Source organism: Stenotrophomonas sp. ATs4 (genome assembly GCF_051861585.1).
GTDB lineage: Bacteria > Pseudomonadota > Gammaproteobacteria > Xanthomonadales > Xanthomonadaceae > Stenotrophomonas > Stenotrophomonas maltophilia_AS.
On sequence record NZ_JBLYPK010000001.1, the window covers coordinates 350051 to 364816 of the forward strand.

15 protein-coding genes are annotated in these 14766 nt (G+C 68.1%); 13 read left to right on the forward strand and 2 right to left on the reverse strand.

Annotation, left to right across the window (positions count from 1 at the left end; all coding sequences use genetic code 11):
* Window position 1 precedes the first annotated feature (1 nt).
* The 3 genes from ABR323_RS01780 to ABR323_RS01790 are packed head-to-tail and all read left to right on the forward strand — an operon-like array spanning window position 2 to window position 2059.
* Entirely contained in the window at window positions 2–562 is a 561-nt protein-coding gene (locus ABR323_RS01780; protein ID WP_439447972.1) for a nucleoside deaminase, read from the forward strand.
* Window positions 546–1613, forward strand: coding sequence for a 23S rRNA (cytidine(2498)-2'-O)-methyltransferase RlmM (rlmM, locus tag ABR323_RS01785; RefSeq protein WP_135272380.1), 1068 nt, complete (start codon window positions 546–548; stop codon window positions 1611–1613). The genes ABR323_RS01780 and rlmM overlap by 17 nt, the downstream gene beginning before the upstream one ends.
* 50 nt (window positions 1614–1663) lie before the next feature.
* Entirely contained in the window at window positions 1664–2059 is a 396-nt protein-coding gene (locus ABR323_RS01790; RefSeq protein WP_439447973.1) for an EF-hand domain-containing protein, read from the forward strand.
* Between the two features lie 237 nt (window positions 2060–2296).
* On the opposite strand, the gene ABR323_RS01795 is transcribed toward ABR323_RS01790, so the two are convergent.
* Entirely contained in the window at window positions 2297–3478 is a 1182-nt protein-coding gene (locus tag ABR323_RS01795) for a UbiH/UbiF family hydroxylase (RefSeq protein ID WP_439447974.1), read from the reverse strand.
* Window positions 3475–4683 (reverse strand): 2-octaprenyl-6-methoxyphenyl hydroxylase, encoded by a 1209-nt coding sequence (ubiH, locus tag ABR323_RS01800; RefSeq protein ID WP_439447975.1) that lies wholly within the window; start codon window positions 4681–4683, stop codon window positions 3475–3477. The genes ABR323_RS01795 and ubiH overlap by 4 nt, the downstream gene beginning before the upstream one ends.
* Window positions 4684–4791: 108 nt before the next feature.
* On the opposite strand from ubiH, the gene ABR323_RS01805 reads away from it, so the two are divergent.
* The 10 genes from ABR323_RS01805 (at window position 4792) to ABR323_RS01850 (ending at window position 14681) form a co-directional block, all read left to right on the forward strand.
* On the forward strand, window positions 4792–5376 hold the full coding sequence (locus tag ABR323_RS01805; protein WP_135272376.1) for a hypothetical protein: 585 nt from the start codon (window positions 4792–4794) through the stop codon (window positions 5374–5376).
* A gap of 8 nt (window positions 5377–5384) precedes the next feature.
* The gene (locus ABR323_RS01810; protein WP_135272375.1) at window positions 5385–5939 is read left to right on the forward strand and encodes a cob(I)yrinic acid a,c-diamide adenosyltransferase; all 555 of its coding nucleotides are present in this window, start codon (window positions 5385–5387) and stop codon (window positions 5937–5939) included.
* 9 nt (window positions 5940–5948) lie between these two features.
* Window positions 5949–6887: a histone deacetylase family protein gene (locus ABR323_RS01815; RefSeq protein WP_439447976.1), complete on the forward strand. Its 939-nt coding sequence runs from the start codon at window positions 5949–5951 to the stop codon at window positions 6885–6887.
* Window positions 6888–6976: 89 nt separating this feature from the next.
* Window positions 6977–9478, forward strand: coding sequence for an LPS-assembly protein LptD (gene lptD / locus ABR323_RS01820; protein WP_439447977.1), 2502 nt, complete (start codon window positions 6977–6979; stop codon window positions 9476–9478).
* Window positions 9475–10821 carry a peptidylprolyl isomerase gene (locus ABR323_RS01825; RefSeq protein WP_439447978.1) on the forward strand — a complete coding sequence of 449 codons (1347 nt, stop codon included), beginning with the start codon at window positions 9475–9477 and terminating at the stop codon, window positions 10819–10821. Before lptD ends, ABR323_RS01825 begins: the two co-directional genes overlap by 4 nt.
* A 3-nt stretch (window positions 10822–10824) precedes the next feature.
* Window positions 10825–11805: a 4-hydroxythreonine-4-phosphate dehydrogenase PdxA gene (gene pdxA / locus ABR323_RS01830; RefSeq protein WP_439447979.1), complete on the forward strand. Its 981-nt coding sequence runs from the start codon at window positions 10825–10827 to the stop codon at window positions 11803–11805.
* Window positions 11802–12605, forward strand: coding sequence for a 16S rRNA (adenine(1518)-N(6)/adenine(1519)-N(6))-dimethyltransferase RsmA (rsmA, locus tag ABR323_RS01835; protein WP_439447980.1), 804 nt, complete (start codon window positions 11802–11804; stop codon window positions 12603–12605). The genes pdxA and rsmA overlap by 4 nt, the downstream gene beginning before the upstream one ends.
* Before the next feature lie 13 nt (window positions 12606–12618).
* Window positions 12619–13002 (forward strand): Co2+/Mg2+ efflux protein ApaG, encoded by a 384-nt coding sequence (gene apaG / locus ABR323_RS01840; RefSeq protein ID WP_032968744.1) that lies wholly within the window; start codon window positions 12619–12621, stop codon window positions 13000–13002.
* A gap of 15 nt (window positions 13003–13017) precedes the next feature.
* Window positions 13018–14037 (forward strand): symmetrical bis(5'-nucleosyl)-tetraphosphatase, encoded by a 1020-nt coding sequence (locus tag ABR323_RS01845; RefSeq protein ID WP_439447981.1) that lies wholly within the window; start codon window positions 13018–13020, stop codon window positions 14035–14037.
* On the forward strand, window positions 14034–14681 hold the full coding sequence (locus ABR323_RS01850) for a DUF1287 domain-containing protein (protein WP_439447982.1): 648 nt from the start codon (window positions 14034–14036) through the stop codon (window positions 14679–14681). The genes ABR323_RS01845 and ABR323_RS01850 overlap by 4 nt, the downstream gene beginning before the upstream one ends.
* Window positions 14682–14766: the final 85 nt, after the last annotated feature.

A 14766-nucleotide genomic window follows, 5' to 3' on the forward strand; every position in this document is an offset into this window, starting at 1 on the left:
GATGCTGTACGCGCAAGTCCACCTGACCCTTCCCGCCTGGATCCACGACCAGATCGAGCTGGATCGTCGATATCCAGGCGATGAGGCCAAGGTCGCGCTGGCGATCGAGCTGTCGCGACTGAACGTCGAGCACGCCAGTGGCGGTCCGTTCGGCGCCGTAGTGTTCGGCCCGGACGACAAGGTGATCGCTGCCGGCGTGAATCGGGTGATGCCGCACTCGACCTCATTGGCCCATGCCGAGAACATGGCCTACATGCTGGCCCAGCAGCGCCTGCAGACCCCGCGCCTGAACGCGGTGCTGTCGCCGGTCACCCTGGCCACCAGTTCGCAGCCGTGCTGCCAGTGCTATGGCGCGACCGTGTGGGCCGGCATCGACCGCCTGCTGATCGGCGCCAACTCGGCCGACGTCGAAGAGCTGACCCCGTTCGATGAAGGCCCGCTGCCGGCCGACTGGGTGGGTGAACTCAACAAGCGTGGCATCGAAGTGGTGCAAGGCCTGAACCGCGACGCCGCGCGCAGCGTGCTGCGTGCTTATGGGGAAAGCGATGGCGCCCGTTACTGAGACCGGCATCGGCCTGCTGTGCCTGTGCCGGCAGGGCTTCGAGCCCGAGCTGGCCGGCGAGCTGCAGTTCCGTGCCGGCGAAGCCGGTTTCGCCGGCTATGCGCGTACCCAGCGCAATGACGGCTACGTGCTGTTCATGTGCGACGAAGCCGCCGCGCTGGCGCCGCGCCTGCATTGGCGCGAGTTGATCTTCGCGCGGCAGAAGCTGGTGGTGCTGGCCGAGTTGCCGCAGCTGGACCCGGCGGACCGGATCACCCCAATGCTGGCGGTGCTGGCCGATGCGCCGCGCTTCGGCGACCTGTGGGTGGAACACCCCGACTCGGACGCCGGCAAGCCGCTGTCCGGGCTGGCCCGCGCCTTCGGCAATGCGCTGCGCCCGGCATTGCGCAAGGCCGGCAAGCTTACTGACAAGCCGAACGACCGCCTGCCGCGCCTGCACGTGGTGTTCGTCGACGGCACCCATGCCTTCGTCTGCGTGGCCGACCCGGCCGACAGCGCGCCGTGGGCATTGGGCATCCCGCGCCTGAAGCTGCTGCCCGAGGCCCCCTCGCGTTCGGCGCTGAAGCTGGACGAAGCACTGCTGACCCTGCTGACCCCGGAAGAGCGCGAGACGCTGGTGAAGCCTGGCATGCGTGCGGCCGACCTGGGGGCCGCACCCGGTGGCTGGACCTGGGTGCTGACCCGCCAGCACATGCACGTGCTGAGCATCGACAACGGCCCGCTGCGCCAGCACGTGCTGGACACCGGTCTGGTCGAGCACCTGCGTGCCGACGGCTTCCACTGGCACCCGGAACAATCGCTGGACTGGATGGTCTGCGACATGGTCGAGCAGCCGCGCCGCGTGGCCGAACGCATGGCTACCTGGTTCCGCGAAGGCTGGTGCAGGCACGCGATCTTCAACCTCAAACTGCCGATGAAGAAGCGCTGGGATGAAACCCGCTTGTGCCTGGACCTGTTCCAGGAACAGGCCGGCAAGCCGTTGGTGGTGCGTGCCAAGCAGCTCTATCACGACCGTGAGGAGATCACGGTGCTGGCCTCGCCGCTGCGCTGAGGCCATCGCGCCCGCCGGGCATGGCCCGGCGCTACCTGGGAATGGCAACCATGCGATACCGCTCGATTCCGATACTGATCAGCTTGTTGGCAGCCGCACCGGCCATTGCACAGCAGCTGCCGCCCATGCCGGCGCAGAGCCAACCGTTGGGCCCGACCGGCGGCGCAATCCGCCAGCAACCGCTGGATGCTGGCCGGGTCAGTGGCAGCGTCGAGATTGCACAGCCGGTCGGCGAGGCGCAGGTGACCGTGCGTTCGCTGGAACCGAGCAGCGTGGTCGGCCAGTACCGCATCCACTTCGCCGCGCTGGATGTGAACGGCGATGACTTCATCAGCCGCGAAGAAGCGCAGGCCAACCCGGCGCTGGCCGATGAGTTCAATGCGTTGGACGTGAAGCGTCGCGGCAAGCTGGATCGTGCCGACCTGGCCGGTTGGCTGGTTGATTGATCCACCGGCGCGATCTTCATCCACGCGTGGCGTGGATCTACTGGATCAACGGCGGTAGCGCAGCCCGCTTCTGGTAGGTGCCAACCTTGGTTGGCACAACAACGGAAACGCCGTCGCCCCATCTGGGCCGACGTTACCTGACAGACGTGCCAACCAAGGTTGACACCTACCAGAGCGGCATCCTGCGGTGGGCAATTCGGCAGTGATGCCCGCAACGTCGTGCGGTTTGTATTCCGCTTACACCCCGGCGGCGCGCTTCCAGAACGCCTGCACCAGCGGCGGCCATTTGCCGACACAGCCCAGCGCACGGCCGCGGGCCAGGGTCAGGTGCATTTCGTCGTTGGAGAACAGGCGGTTGATCGCATCGAAGCTGTAGGCGGCGATCTGGTTGTCGCTGCGCCGCTCGCGTGCCCAGCGCTGCAGGCGCTGCGGCGACAGCCGCGGCTGGCCACGACGTTCGGCCGAGGGCGCCAGCCACTGCTGCAGCGCGGAGACATCGCGCAAGCCCAGGTTCACGCCCTGCCCGGCCAGCGGATGCACCACATGCGCGGCATCACCCAATGCCAGCACACGGCCGGCCACGTAGTGACGGGCCAGCTGGCGACGCAGCGGGAAGGCTGCACGCGGTGATGCCAGCCGCAGATCACCCAGGCGCGCCGCGAAGGCGCGGGTCAGTTCGCGGTTGAACGCATCTTCGTCCAAGGCCAGCACGCGAGCCGCTTCATCCTCGGGCAGGGTCCAGACGATGGAGCTGCGACGCTCGGCCACCGGCAGCAGCGCCAACGGCCCGGTCGGCAGGAAGCGCTGCCAGGCCGTGGCCTGGTTGGGAAGATCGCTGTCCACGTAGGCCACCACGCCACGCTGGTGGTAATCATGCCGCTCTACTTCAATCCCGGCCAGCTGGCGCAGGGTCGACTCGGCACCGTCGGCGGCCACCGCCAGCGCCGCTTCCAGGCGGCGGCCATCGTCCAGGCGCAGGCGCACGCCGTCATCATCCTGTTCCAGCGCTTCCACCCGAGCCGGGCAGTGCAGCTGCACGCCCGCCGCCGGCAGCGCCGCCCACAGGCGATCCTGCAGCAGGCCGTTTTCGACGATGTAGCCCAGCTCGCGGCGACCGAAGCGATCGGCGTCGAACAGCAGATCCTCGCCACCAGCCGCATCCCACACCTGCATGCGCCGGTAGGGCCAGGCGCGGGCCTGGGCGATCGCCGGCCACACGCCCAGGCGCTGCAGCAGTTGCACATTGTCGGCGGCGAAAGCGAACACCCGCAGGTCCGGTTGTGCGGCCTGCCACGGGGTGGGTTCACGGCCTTCGACCAGCGCAACCGACAGGCCGGCATCGGCCAGCGCCAGTGCACACGCCGCACCGACCACGCCACCACCGACGATGGCCACGTCCAGACGCATGCGGCGGCTCATGCGGCCTCCCCACGGCACAGGCGCGGCACGTCACCACGGAAGCCCATCGCGCCACCGACCAGCATCGACTGCACCGAGGCGCGTTGTGCGGCCACCAGGCCGAGACTGCGCAACGGCCGCATCAGCGGCGCCGGATTGCTGGTCAGGCGCGCCAGGCCGCCGGAGAAGGCCACCGTCTGCCGGCGGTCTTCCTCGCGGCGCGCGACGTAAGCCTGCAGCAGTGCGTCACTGCCGGCATCACCTTGCGCATCCTCCAGCAGTTCGGCCAGGGTCAGCGCATCGCGCAGGCCCAGGTTGAAGCCCTGCGCACCCAGTGGATGGATGGTCTGCGCGGCGTTGCCCAGCAGCACCGTGCGTTCACCGGCCAGCGCGCGCGCCAGCACCTGGATGAGCGGATAAGCACTGCGTGGGCCGGATTCGAGCAGGCGACCGGCACGCCAGCCGATCGCGTTCTGCAGGCGTTGCAGCCAGGCGGCATCGTCCAGCGCCATCACCGCATCGGCCTGGTCACGCGCTACGCCATGCACCGTGCCGAAGTGGCGGTCACCTCGTGGCAGCAGCGCGGTTGGGCCGGTATCGGTGAAGCGTTCCCAGGCGGTGCCGTCCGGCGCGCGTTGGCTGCGCACGCGGGCCACGAACAGGGTCTGCTGGAAATCATGGCGGTCGACCTCGATGCCCAGCGCGCCACGCACGCCGCTGGTGGTGCCGTCGGCACCGACCACCAGCCGCGCCAGCAGCACATGTTCACCAGCCTCGTCGGCCACCCGCACCTGACGGTAGCCATCGACCACCTCGCCCAGCCCCAGGAACCGCATCGGCCGGTAACGGCGCAGCCGCGGCAGCTCCTGGAGGCGCGCTTCGAGCGCCTGGCCGAAATCGCGCGCGACCACCACCTGGCCGAACCACGGTCGGTCGTAATCGGCCGCATCCAGCTGCACGCGGCCGAAATCACCGGCACGGCTGACATGGATCCGACGGATCGGCCCAGGCGCCATCGCCAGCTTCTGCATCACCCCCAGCGCGGTCAGCGCATTGACGGTGGCAGCAGCGAAACTGAGGTTGCGCTGATCGAACACCGCCGGCAGTTCACCGGCCGGACTGGCCTCGAGCAGGCCCACGTCGCGGCCCAGGCGGTCCAGGGCAATGGCCAGGCTGGCACCGACCAGGCCGCCACCGACGATCAGTACGTCATGTCGTTCACTCATGGGCTCATGATACGCGCTCGCCCCGACGGATAAGCCCCGAGCCCCCTGCCTGCGCCAACCCGCGCGGCGGGCTAGAATGAAACCTGAATCCGCTCCGGGCCCGCCGCCATGTCCGACACCGCCAACCGCGCCTTTGCCCTGTCAGTACTCGTACTGCTGCTGGCGGCGACCCGCGTCAACCACTTCGCGGCGATCCCTGATGCCTCCTGGGCCGTGTTCTTCATCGGTGGCTTCTACCTGGCCCGCTGGACACGCTGGGCGTTCCCGCTGTTGATGGTGTTCGCTGTGCTGGTCGACTGGATCGTGATCCGCAGCAGTGGTTTGGACTTCTGGCAGCACTACTGTGTGTCACCGGGCTACTGGCTGCTGCTGCCGGCGTACTTCTCGCTGTGGGCGGGCGGCATGCTGCTGGGCCGCAACTACCAGAGTGCGCGCTGGTCGGTGCTGGCCAAGGGCGCGCTGCTGCTGGTCGCCTCGGTGGCGGTCTGCCACCTGCTGGCGCAGGGCGGCTTCTACTGGACCACCCGCAACGTGGCCGAGCCCACCCTGGCCGGCTGGGCGCAGAACTACGCGCAGTGGTTCGGGCCGTACCTGCGCACCACCGCGATCTACGTGGCGCTGGCCGCCGCCCTGCAATTGGCCGTGGAGCAGGTGCTGAAGCTGCAGCAGGCCCGCCGCGACATCCGCCACTGAGCCGCGCCATGGGTCATCGCCTCTCGCGCATCTACACCCGCACCGGCGACGACGGCAGCACCGGCCTCGGTGACGGCCAGCGCGTGGCCAAGGATGACGCACGCGTCGCCTCCTACGGCACGGTCGACGAGGCCAATGCCGCGCTCGGCCTGTTGTTGGCCGCCCCGTTGCCCGAGGACGTGCGCGCGCTGGTCGTGCACCTGCAGCACCAGCTGTTCGACCTCGGCGCGGAGCTGTGCATCCCAGGCCATGCCGCGATCCACGCCGCCGATGTCTCTGCGCTGGAGCAGCAGCTGGACCACTACAACGCCGGTCTGCCGATGCTGAAGGAGTTCATCCTGCCGGCCGGCGGCGAGGCCGCCGCACGCTGCCACCTGGCGCGTACCATCGTCCGCCGCGCCGAGCGCGAGACGGTCACCCTGGCCCGCCACGAGGCGGTGCGCAGCGAGGCGCTGCAGTATCTCAACCGGTTGTCCGATCTGCTGTTCGTGCTGTCCCGGGTGCTGGCACGCGCCGATGGCCAGGGCGAAGCGCTGTGGCAGCCACAGCAGCGCCAGCGCTGAGTCGGCACGATGCTGGTCTACACCCATCCTTCCTGCCTGCTGCATGACCCCGGCCCCGGCCATCCCGAGTGCCCGCAGCGCCTGCAGTACGTACTCGACGCACTGCATGCGGCCTTCCCGGGCCAGCTCGACTGGCGCGAGGCGCCGCCGGCCAAGTTCGGCGAACTGAGCCGGGTCCACGACAGCGCACTGCTCGACTTCGTGCTGCAGCCGCAGACCGCGCCGCTGCGCCAGCTGGACATGGACACCTGGACCTCACCAGGCTCGGCCAGCGCCGCCGTGCATGCAGCCGGCGCCGGCGTGGCTGCGGTCGATGCGGTGATGCTGGGCGAGGATCCCCTGGCGTTCTGCGCGGTGCGCCCACCCGGCCACCACGCCACCAGCAGCACGGCGATGGGCTTCTGCCTGCTCAACAACATCGCCATCGCCGCGGCCTACGCGCGCGACCGTCATGGACTGGAACGGGTCGCGGTGGTCGACTTCGACGTCCACCACGGCAACGGCACCCAGGACATTTTCCAGCACGACGCCCGTGTCTCTTACTACAGTACCCACCAGGCCGGGCTGTTCCCCAATTCCGGCCTGCGCCGCGACCGTGGTGCCGGCAACCTGATGAACATCCTGCTGCCACCGGGCAGTGGCGGTTTCCGCTTCCGCAACGTCTGGGCCGACGAGATGCTGCCGGCCATCGACGACTTCCGTCCGCAGCTGCTGCTGATCTCGGCCGGCTTCGACGCCCACCTGCGCGACCCGCAGGCCGACCTGATGCTGGAGACCGACGATTTCGCCTGGATCACCCGTGAACTGCACGCGCTGGCACGCCGCCACGCGGCCGGCCGGGTGGTCTCGATGCTGGAGGGCGGCTACGACCTGCAGGCCCTGGCCGAGTGCAGTGTGGCCCATGTCCAGGCCCTGATGTCACCGGCTGCCGGTACCGCCGCCGGATGAACCCGAACCGGCAGGATCCGGCGCCCTTCATTGCCCCTATGCAAGGGATGGGGCAAGCTACCGTCCGTTTTCGCCCGAATCCGAACCGCGTGCGCCGAGCCCTCCGCCTGCTTCCCCTGCCCCTGAGCATCGCCATCTGCCTGCCGGCGATGGCCGATGACAAGCCGCTCAACTGGGGCCTGTGCCCGGCTACCGACGTCATTCCCGCGTTCACCGACGCCCCCACCCCGGTCCCGGCGCAGGACAAGGCCGCTGCCAGCGCCGCGCGCGCGCAGCAGCCGACCGACATCGAGGGCGACCAACTGCTGGGCACCACCACCGTGCCGCAGTACGAAGGCAACGTGGCGCTGCGCCGGGGCGACCAGTTCGTGGGCACCGACAAGCTCAGCTTCGATACCGAGACCGGCAACTACATCGCCGACGGCAATGTCCGCTACCAGGACGGCTCGATCCGGATGATCGCCAAGCGTGCCGAGGGCAACCAGGAAAGCGACACCCACAAGATCTCCGACATCAAGTACCAGCTGGTGTCGCGCCGCGGCAACGGCGATGCCGAATCGGTCGACCTGCAGGGCGCGGTCGGCCAGATGCACCGCTCCACCTATACGACCTGCGACCCGTCGCAGCCGGTGTGGAAGCTGTCGGCGCCGCAGATCGAAGTGGACAACGACGAAGGCTTCGGCACGGCCCGCAACGCCGTGCTGCGCATCGGCAAGGTGCCGGTGCTGTGGGCGCCGTACTTCAAGTTCCCGATCGATGACCGCCGCAAGACCGGCCTGCTGTTCCCGCAGCTGGGCATGTCCGGCCGCAACGGTGTCGACTACGCGCAGCCGATCTACTTCAATCTGGCGCCGAACTACGACGACACCCTGACCCCACGCTACATGAGCCGGCGCGGCCTGCTGCTCGACAACGAGTTCCGCTACCTCTACAACGGCGGCCGTGGCGAGGTGCTGACCAGCTACATGCCCAACGACAAGCTGCGCGACCGCGACCGCGGCCGGGTGATGTTCGACGGCTATCACAACGTGAACACCCATTGGCAGGCCCGTGCCAACCTGGCCTGGGTGAGCGACGAGCGCTATGTCGAGGACTTCGCCAACCGCCTGGTGGGCGTGACCGCCTCCAATCTGCAGAGCACCATCGGCCTGTACGGCACCGGCCAGAACTGGACGGCCGGGATCATGGCCGACCGCTGGCAGCTGACCGACTACACGCTCGACGAGCGCGCCCTGCCCTACAACCGCGAACCGCGCCTGTTCTTCAACTGGAACAAGCCGGTACTGCCGTGGTTGGAGACCGGCGTCTACACCGAGGCGGTGCGTTTCACCCACGACGACGTCAACTTCAAGTACGGAACGGACAGGGGGCCGGATCTGCAGTACACGCGGAACGGCATCCAGCAGACATCCGGTCTGGGCATCAGTGGTGGTTCACGCCTGGACGTGAAGCCCTACGTGTCGTTCCCGATCAGTGGCGCAGCCTGGTACATCACCCCGACCCTGGCCTACCGCTATACGGCCTACCAGCTGGACCGCGGCCTGGTCGACGGCGTCAACGGCATCCGTGGCCAGATCCTGCGTTCGCAGGGCATCGACCCGGCCACGGCAACCCCGGAACAGCTGCGCGGCAATACTTCGCCCAGCCGCAGCCTGCCGATCGGCAGCCTTGATGCCGGCCTGTTCTTCGATCGCGAGACGTCGATCGGTGGCAAGTCATTCCTGCAGACCCTGGAGCCGCGCCTGTTCTACCTGCGCACGCCCTACCGCAACCAGGACGAGCTGCCGATCTTCGATACCCGCGACTTCACCTTCAGCTGGGGCCAGCTGTTCCGCGATTCGCGCTATACCGGCGCCGACCGCCAGAACGATGCCAACCAGCTGACTCTGGCACTGGGCACCCGCTTCATCGACCAGACCACCGGCAAGGAACGCTTTTCGGCCGCAATCGGCCAGATCCAGTACTTCGATGAATCGCGGGTCAGCACCACGCCCGGCGGGGCACCGGTGGAAAAGGGCAAGTCGGCCTGGATCGCCGACGGCAACTACATGATCAACGACCGCTGGACGCTGGGCGCCACTTACCAGTGGGACCCGAAGTACAAGCGCGAGGATCTGGCCAGCGTCCGCGCCCGCTACCTGATGCCCAACGATGGCGTGGTCAACCTGAGCTATCGCTACCGCATCAACGCAGGCGCCCCGGCAACCGCGAACAAGCATGACCGGACCCTGCTGGAGCAGGCCGACCTGTCGTTCCTGTACCCACTGAATGCACGCTGGAGCCTGGTGGGCCGTTATTACTACTCGCTGCAGGACAAGGAACCGCTGGAAATCATCGCCGGCGTCCAGTGGGACAGCTGCTGCCTGGCTGTGCGCGCGGTGGCCCGCCGCTACGTGCGCAACCGCGAAGGCGACATGAACAACTCCATCCAGCTCGAGTTCGTGCTCAAGGGCTTGAGCTCCATCGGCCAGGACACGGACCGCACTCTGCGCCGTGCTATCCTCGGCTACAACCGCGACGACCTCTATCTCGTGCCGCCCAGCAACACCGGAGTGACCCGCGATGACTACGATCCGAATCTGATCCCATGACCAAGCGCTTCCCCGTTCTTCTCGCCTCGCTGCTGGCGGTGTCCAGCGTGTCCGCCCCCCTGCAGGTGCTTGCCCAGGAGGCGCAGCCGCTTGACCGCATCGCCGCCGTCGTCGATGAGGACGTGATCCTGCAGAGCGAGCTCCAGCGTGCGATCGCCAACATCAAGGCGCAGTACGTCGGCCGTGAAAACCAGCTGCCGCCGGAAGACGTGCTCAGCCGTCAGGTGCTTGAGCGCCTGGTGCTGGTCAAGCTGCAGGTAGCCCGCGCCCAGGGCAGCGGCATCCGGGTCAGCGACCAGGAACTGAACCAGGCGATGAATGCCATCGCCCAGCAGAACGGTTCGAACCTGGACGCGCTGCGCCAGCGCCTGGCCCACGACGGCATCGATTTCAACGATTTCCGCGCTTCGGTGCGTGACGAGATCACCGTCCAGCGCCTGCGCCAGAGCTTCGCGCAGAGTCGCATCAGCGTCAGCGAGGGTGAAGTCGATGCCGCGCTGAAGCAGCAGGCCACGGCCGGCAACCAGTACCACCTGGCCCACATCCTGATCGCAGTGCCCGACGGCGCCAATGCCGATCAGATTGCCACCGGCCAGAAGAAGGCCGACGGCGTGAAGGCCCTGCTGGACAAGGGTGAGCTGGACTTCAACGCGGCAGCGGTGCGCTATTCGGACAGCCCCAACGCGCTGGAAGGCGGCGACCTGGGCTGGCGCAGCCTGGATGAAATCCCGGCCGCATTCGCGCAGACGATGGCAAAGATGAAGGCCGGTGAAGTGGTCGGCCCGATCCGTGGCCCCAGCGGCTTCCAGCTGCTGAAGCTGGTGGAAGTGCGCGATGCCAGCGCCGCCGGTGCGGGTGAACACACGGTCACCGAGTACCACGGCCGCCACATCCTGGTGCGCGTGGACGACCACCAGACCGACGCCGCCGCCAAGGCCAAGATTGATACCCTGCGTGCCCGCATCGCCGGTGGCACCGACTTCGAGACCGTGGCCAAGGAGTCCTCCGAGGACAACAACACCAAGGGCCAGGGCGGTGATCTGGGCTGGTTCCCGGCCGATGCGTTCGGTCCGGCTTTCGGCCAGCAGGTGGAAGGCGTGCAGGATGGCGGCATCAGCCAGCCGTTCCGCACCGATGCGGGCTGGCACATCGTGCAGCGCGTGGCCACCCGCCAGACCGATGTGACCAGCGACAACCAGCGTGCCCAGGTCCGCGAGACCATCGGCCGCCGCAAGCTGGAAGACGAGTACAACCGCTTCCTGCAGGAACTGCGTGGCGAAGCCTACGTCAGCTTCCGCAGCGGCGACCGCGCGGAAAACACCGCGACACCGCCGCAGTCCTGACCGATGCGCCCCGAGCTCGCTCTGGTACCGGGCGAGCCTGCCGGGATCGGCCCGGAGCTGTGTGTCCGCCTCGCCCAGCAGCCGCGTGAAGATTGCCGGCTGCTGGCGTTTGCCGACCCGGATACCCTGCGCGCGGCTGCTGCCGCGCTGAACCTGCCGTTGCAACTACTGCCCGAGGACGCCGAAGCACGCGTCCCCGGCGACCTGCGCCTGCGCGTTGTGGCCAATACCGTGCCCAGCCACTTCGGCCAGGCCGACCCGGCCAATGCCGGTGCGGTCATCGGCGCCCTGCTTGGTGCTGGCCAGGCCTGCCTGTCAGGCGAACTGCACGGCGTGGTCACCGGCCCGGTGCACAAGGCCGTCATCAACGAAGGCGGCATCGCCTACAGCGGCACCACCGAACTGCTGGCCGACCAGGCTGGGGTGAAGGTAGTGATGATGCTGGCCAATCACATCGTGCGTGTGGCGCTGGCCACCACCCACCTGCCGCTGCGCGAAGTGGCCGATGCGATCACCGCCCCCGGTCTGGAACACACCCTGCGCACGGTTCATGCGGCGCTGCGCCGCGAATTCGGCCTGGCTGCGCCTCGCATCGCCGTGCTGGGCCTGAACCCGCACGCCGGCGAAGACGGCCATCTGGGCCGCGAGGAACTGGACCTGGTCATTCCCCTGCTGCAGCGCCTGCGCGCAGAGGGCATGGACCTGATCGGGCCGCTGCCGGCCGACACCGCCTTCCTGCCGGCCAAACTGACCGGGTTCGACACCGTGCTGGCGATGTACCACGACCAGGGCCTGCCGGTGCTGAAGTATTCCGGCTTCGAGCAGGCGGTGAACCTGACCCTGGGCCTGCCCTACCCGCGCGTGGCGGTGGACCATGGCACCGCGCTGGACCTTGCCGGCCGCGGCATCGCCGATCCCTCCAGCCTGCAGGCGGCAACAGCACTGTGTGCGCAGCTTGCGCGGCAACGTACACTGAGCGCATGAATTCCCCGCATTCCCCCTCCGGCCCGGTGTTCACCGCACCAGCCAAGAAGCAGCTTGGCCAGCATTTCCTGGCCGACCGCCACTACATCGACAAGATCGTGATGGCGGTCAACCCGAAAGACGGTGACCGTCTGGTCGAAATCGGCCCCGGCCAGGGTGCGATCACCCTGCCGCTGCTGCGCGTGCACCCGAAGCTGACGGTGATCGAATTCGACCGCGACCTGATCGCGCCGCTGACCGCGGCAGCCGAGCCGCTGGGCGAGCTGACCATCGTCCACCGTGACGTGCTGCGCGTGGACTTCACCGAACTGGCCGACGGCCAGCCGATCCGCCTGGTCGGCAACCTGCCTTACAACATCTCCTCGCCGATCCTGTTCCATGCGCTGGAACATGCCGCAGTGATCCGCGACATGCACTTCATGCTGCAGAAGGAAGTGGTTGACCGCATGGCGGCCGGTCCCGGCAGCAAGGTGTTTGGCCGTCTCAGCGTGATGCTGCAGGCGTACTGCGAGGTGACCTCCCTGTTCGTGGTGCCGCCGGGTGCGTTCCGGCCGCCGCCGAAGGTCGATTCGGCGGTGGTGCGGCTGGTCCCGCGCGACCCGGCCACGATCAACATCCGCGATCACAAGCGCTTTGCCGAAGTGGTCAGGGCCGCCTTCGGCCAGCGCCGCAAGACCCTGCGCAACGCCCTGAACAACGTGGTGTCCGCCGAGCAGTTCGCTGCCGCCGGCGTGCGTCCCGATGCCCGTGCCGAACAGCTGGACGTGGCCGAATTCATCGCTTTGGCCAATGCCTCCTGATTACACTGCCGGTATGGAAGACGCTGACGTTTACGCCATCTCCGTCGAAGTCGCACCGCGCTTCCTCGACGATCAATCCGCGCCGGAAGACGGTCGCTATGCGTTCGCCTACACGATCCGCATCCACAACCAGGGGCAGGTCGCCGCGCGCCTGATCGCACGCCATTGGCGCATCACCGATGCCAATGGCCGTGTCGAGCACGTCGATGGCGATGGCGTGATCGGCGAACAGCCGCGCCTGCGCCCCGGTGAAGACTTCCGTTACACCTCAGGTGTCATGCTGGGGACCGATCACGGGACCATGCAGGGGCACTACGACATGGTTGCCGACGATGGCACCGAATTCGCTGCGGCGGTCGCACCTTTCGTGCTGGCCATTCCGCGCACCCTGCACTGACACGGAGGCCGAACGATGAGTGTGTGGGCGATCGGCGACCTGCAGGGCTGCTATGACGTCACCCGGCGATTGCTGGAGAAGATCCGCTTCGACCCGGCGCAGGACACCCTGTGGTTCTGCGGCGATCTGGTCAACCGCGGCGGCCAGTCGCTGGAAACGCTGCGGCTGGTGCACTCGCTGCGCGAACACAGCGTGGTGGTGCTGGGCAACCATGATCTTTCGCTGCTGGCTGTCGGTGCGCGCACCGAAGAGGAACAGCGCAAGGTCAACCCGGACCTGCTGCGCATCGTGCAGGCCGAGGACCGCGACGAACTGCTGGACTGGCTGCGCCTGCAGAAGCTGGTGCACGTGGACCGCGAGCTGGGCTGGATGATGGTGCATGCCGGCCTGGCGCCGAAGTGGACCACGCAGATGGCCGAGCGGCATGCCGCTGAAGTCGAGGTGCAGTTGCATGGCGCCGGCTACCGCAAGCTGTTCCGCAACATGTACGGCGACAAGCCGAGCTGGGCACCGAACCTGTCCGGCTACGACCGCTCGCGCGCGATCATCAATGTGCTCACCCGCATGCGCTACTGCACCCCGCGCGGGCGCATCGGCATCGAGGACAAGGGCACGCCGGGCACGCAGGAACAGGGCTTGTACCCCTGGTTCGAAGTGCCGGGCCGGGTCGAGCGCGACCTCAAGGTCGTCTGCGGCCACTGGTCGGCGCTCGGCCTGACCATCACCCAGGGCGTGCACGCCATCGACACCGGTGCGGTGTGGGGCGGCAAGCTCACCGCGATCCAGCTCGATACCGATGAGCTGCGTGTAGTGCAGGTGCCGGGCCGCGATGTGCCCGCCCCCGTGCCCAACGCCCGCCCGCCCGCACGAGCGGCGCACGAGCGCCCGGCTGCACCGGCGCAGGGCAAGGAACAGGGCGGCGGCAGTGCCCCCGCTGCCAACCCGGGCAATCGTGGCCCGCGTCGTCGTCGCCGTCGAGGCGGCGGCGGTGGTTCCGGCGCTCCCAACAACAACAGTCCCCCGCCGCAGGCATGACGCGGCGCCGCTGGGCACCATGGACGGTGCTGCTGCTGACGCTGGCCCTGGCCAGCGGCTGCCAGCCCACTTCGGCCCCTGCCCCCACCGGCGGCGGAAACGCCGGCCACACGCCATCGCAACCGCAGGCGCCTTCGCCGCCACTGGTGGCCGCGGCACGCGCACAGATCGGCGTCACCACCCGCTATGACCCTGCCTATCAGGTGCTGGCCTATCCCGGCGGAGACGTCCCGGTTGATCGCGGTGTGTGCACCGACGTGGTGGTGCGCGCCCTGCGCAGCCAGGGGCTGGACCTGCAGGCCCGCGTGCACGAAGACATGCGCGGCAACTTCAACGCCTATCCCACGATCTGGGGCCTGTCACGGCCGGATCGCAACATCGATCATCGTCGCGTACCGAACCTGATGCGCTGGTTCCAACGGCAGGGTTGGCAGCAACCGATCACGGCCCTCGCCGCCGACTACGCGGCCGGCGACATCGTCGCCTGGAAGCTCAACGGCAACGGCCTGCTGCATGTAGGCATCGTCTCCGACCGCCACCTGGCCGACGGCACGCCGCTGGTGCTGCACAACATCGCGCGTGGCACGCGGGAAGAGAACCTGCTGTTCCGGCACACGATCATCGGGCATTACCGGATGCCGTAGGCAATCCTGTAGAGCCGAGCCATGCTCGGCTACGGGATGTGTCCGGCAACAGCAGCCGAGCATGGCTCGGCTCTACAGGAAACCA

Excerpts from the sequence above, each read along its gene's own strand:
- rsmA (WP_439447980.1), top strand. The coding sequence starts at position 11,802 with ATGAATTCCCCGCATTCCCCCTCCGGCCCGGTGTTCACCGCACCAGCC.
- rlmM (WP_135272380.1), top strand. The coding sequence starts at position 546 with ATGGCGCCCGTTACTGAGACCGGCATCGGCCTGCTGTGCCTGTGCCGG.
- ABR323_RS01795 (WP_439447974.1), bottom strand. The coding sequence starts at position 3,478 with ATGAGCCGCCGCATGCGTCTGGACGTGGCCATCGTCGGTGGTGGCGTG.
- ABR323_RS01845 (WP_439447981.1), top strand. The coding sequence starts at position 13,018 with ATGAGTGTGTGGGCGATCGGCGACCTGCAGGGCTGCTATGACGTCACC.
- ABR323_RS01790 (WP_439447973.1), top strand. The coding sequence starts at position 1,664 with ATGCGATACCGCTCGATTCCGATACTGATCAGCTTGTTGGCAGCCGCA.
- ubiH (WP_439447975.1), bottom strand. The coding sequence starts at position 4,683 with ATGAGTGAACGACATGACGTACTGATCGTCGGTGGCGGCCTGGTCGGT.
- apaG (WP_032968744.1), top strand. The coding sequence starts at position 12,619 with ATGGAAGACGCTGACGTTTACGCCATCTCCGTCGAAGTCGCACCGCGC.
- ABR323_RS01850 (WP_439447982.1), top strand. The coding sequence starts at position 14,034 with ATGACGCGGCGCCGCTGGGCACCATGGACGGTGCTGCTGCTGACGCTG.
- ABR323_RS01780 (WP_439447972.1), top strand. The coding sequence starts at position 2 with ATGCTGTACGCGCAAGTCCACCTGACCCTTCCCGCCTGGATCCACGAC.
- pdxA (WP_439447979.1), top strand. The coding sequence starts at position 10,825 with ATGCGCCCCGAGCTCGCTCTGGTACCGGGCGAGCCTGCCGGGATCGGC.
- ABR323_RS01825 (WP_439447978.1), top strand. The coding sequence starts at position 9,475 with ATGACCAAGCGCTTCCCCGTTCTTCTCGCCTCGCTGCTGGCGGTGTCC.
- ABR323_RS01810 (WP_135272375.1), top strand. The coding sequence starts at position 5,385 with ATGGGTCATCGCCTCTCGCGCATCTACACCCGCACCGGCGACGACGGC.
- ABR323_RS01805 (WP_135272376.1), top strand. The coding sequence starts at position 4,792 with ATGTCCGACACCGCCAACCGCGCCTTTGCCCTGTCAGTACTCGTACTG.
- ABR323_RS01815 (WP_439447976.1), top strand. The coding sequence starts at position 5,949 with ATGCTGGTCTACACCCATCCTTCCTGCCTGCTGCATGACCCCGGCCCC.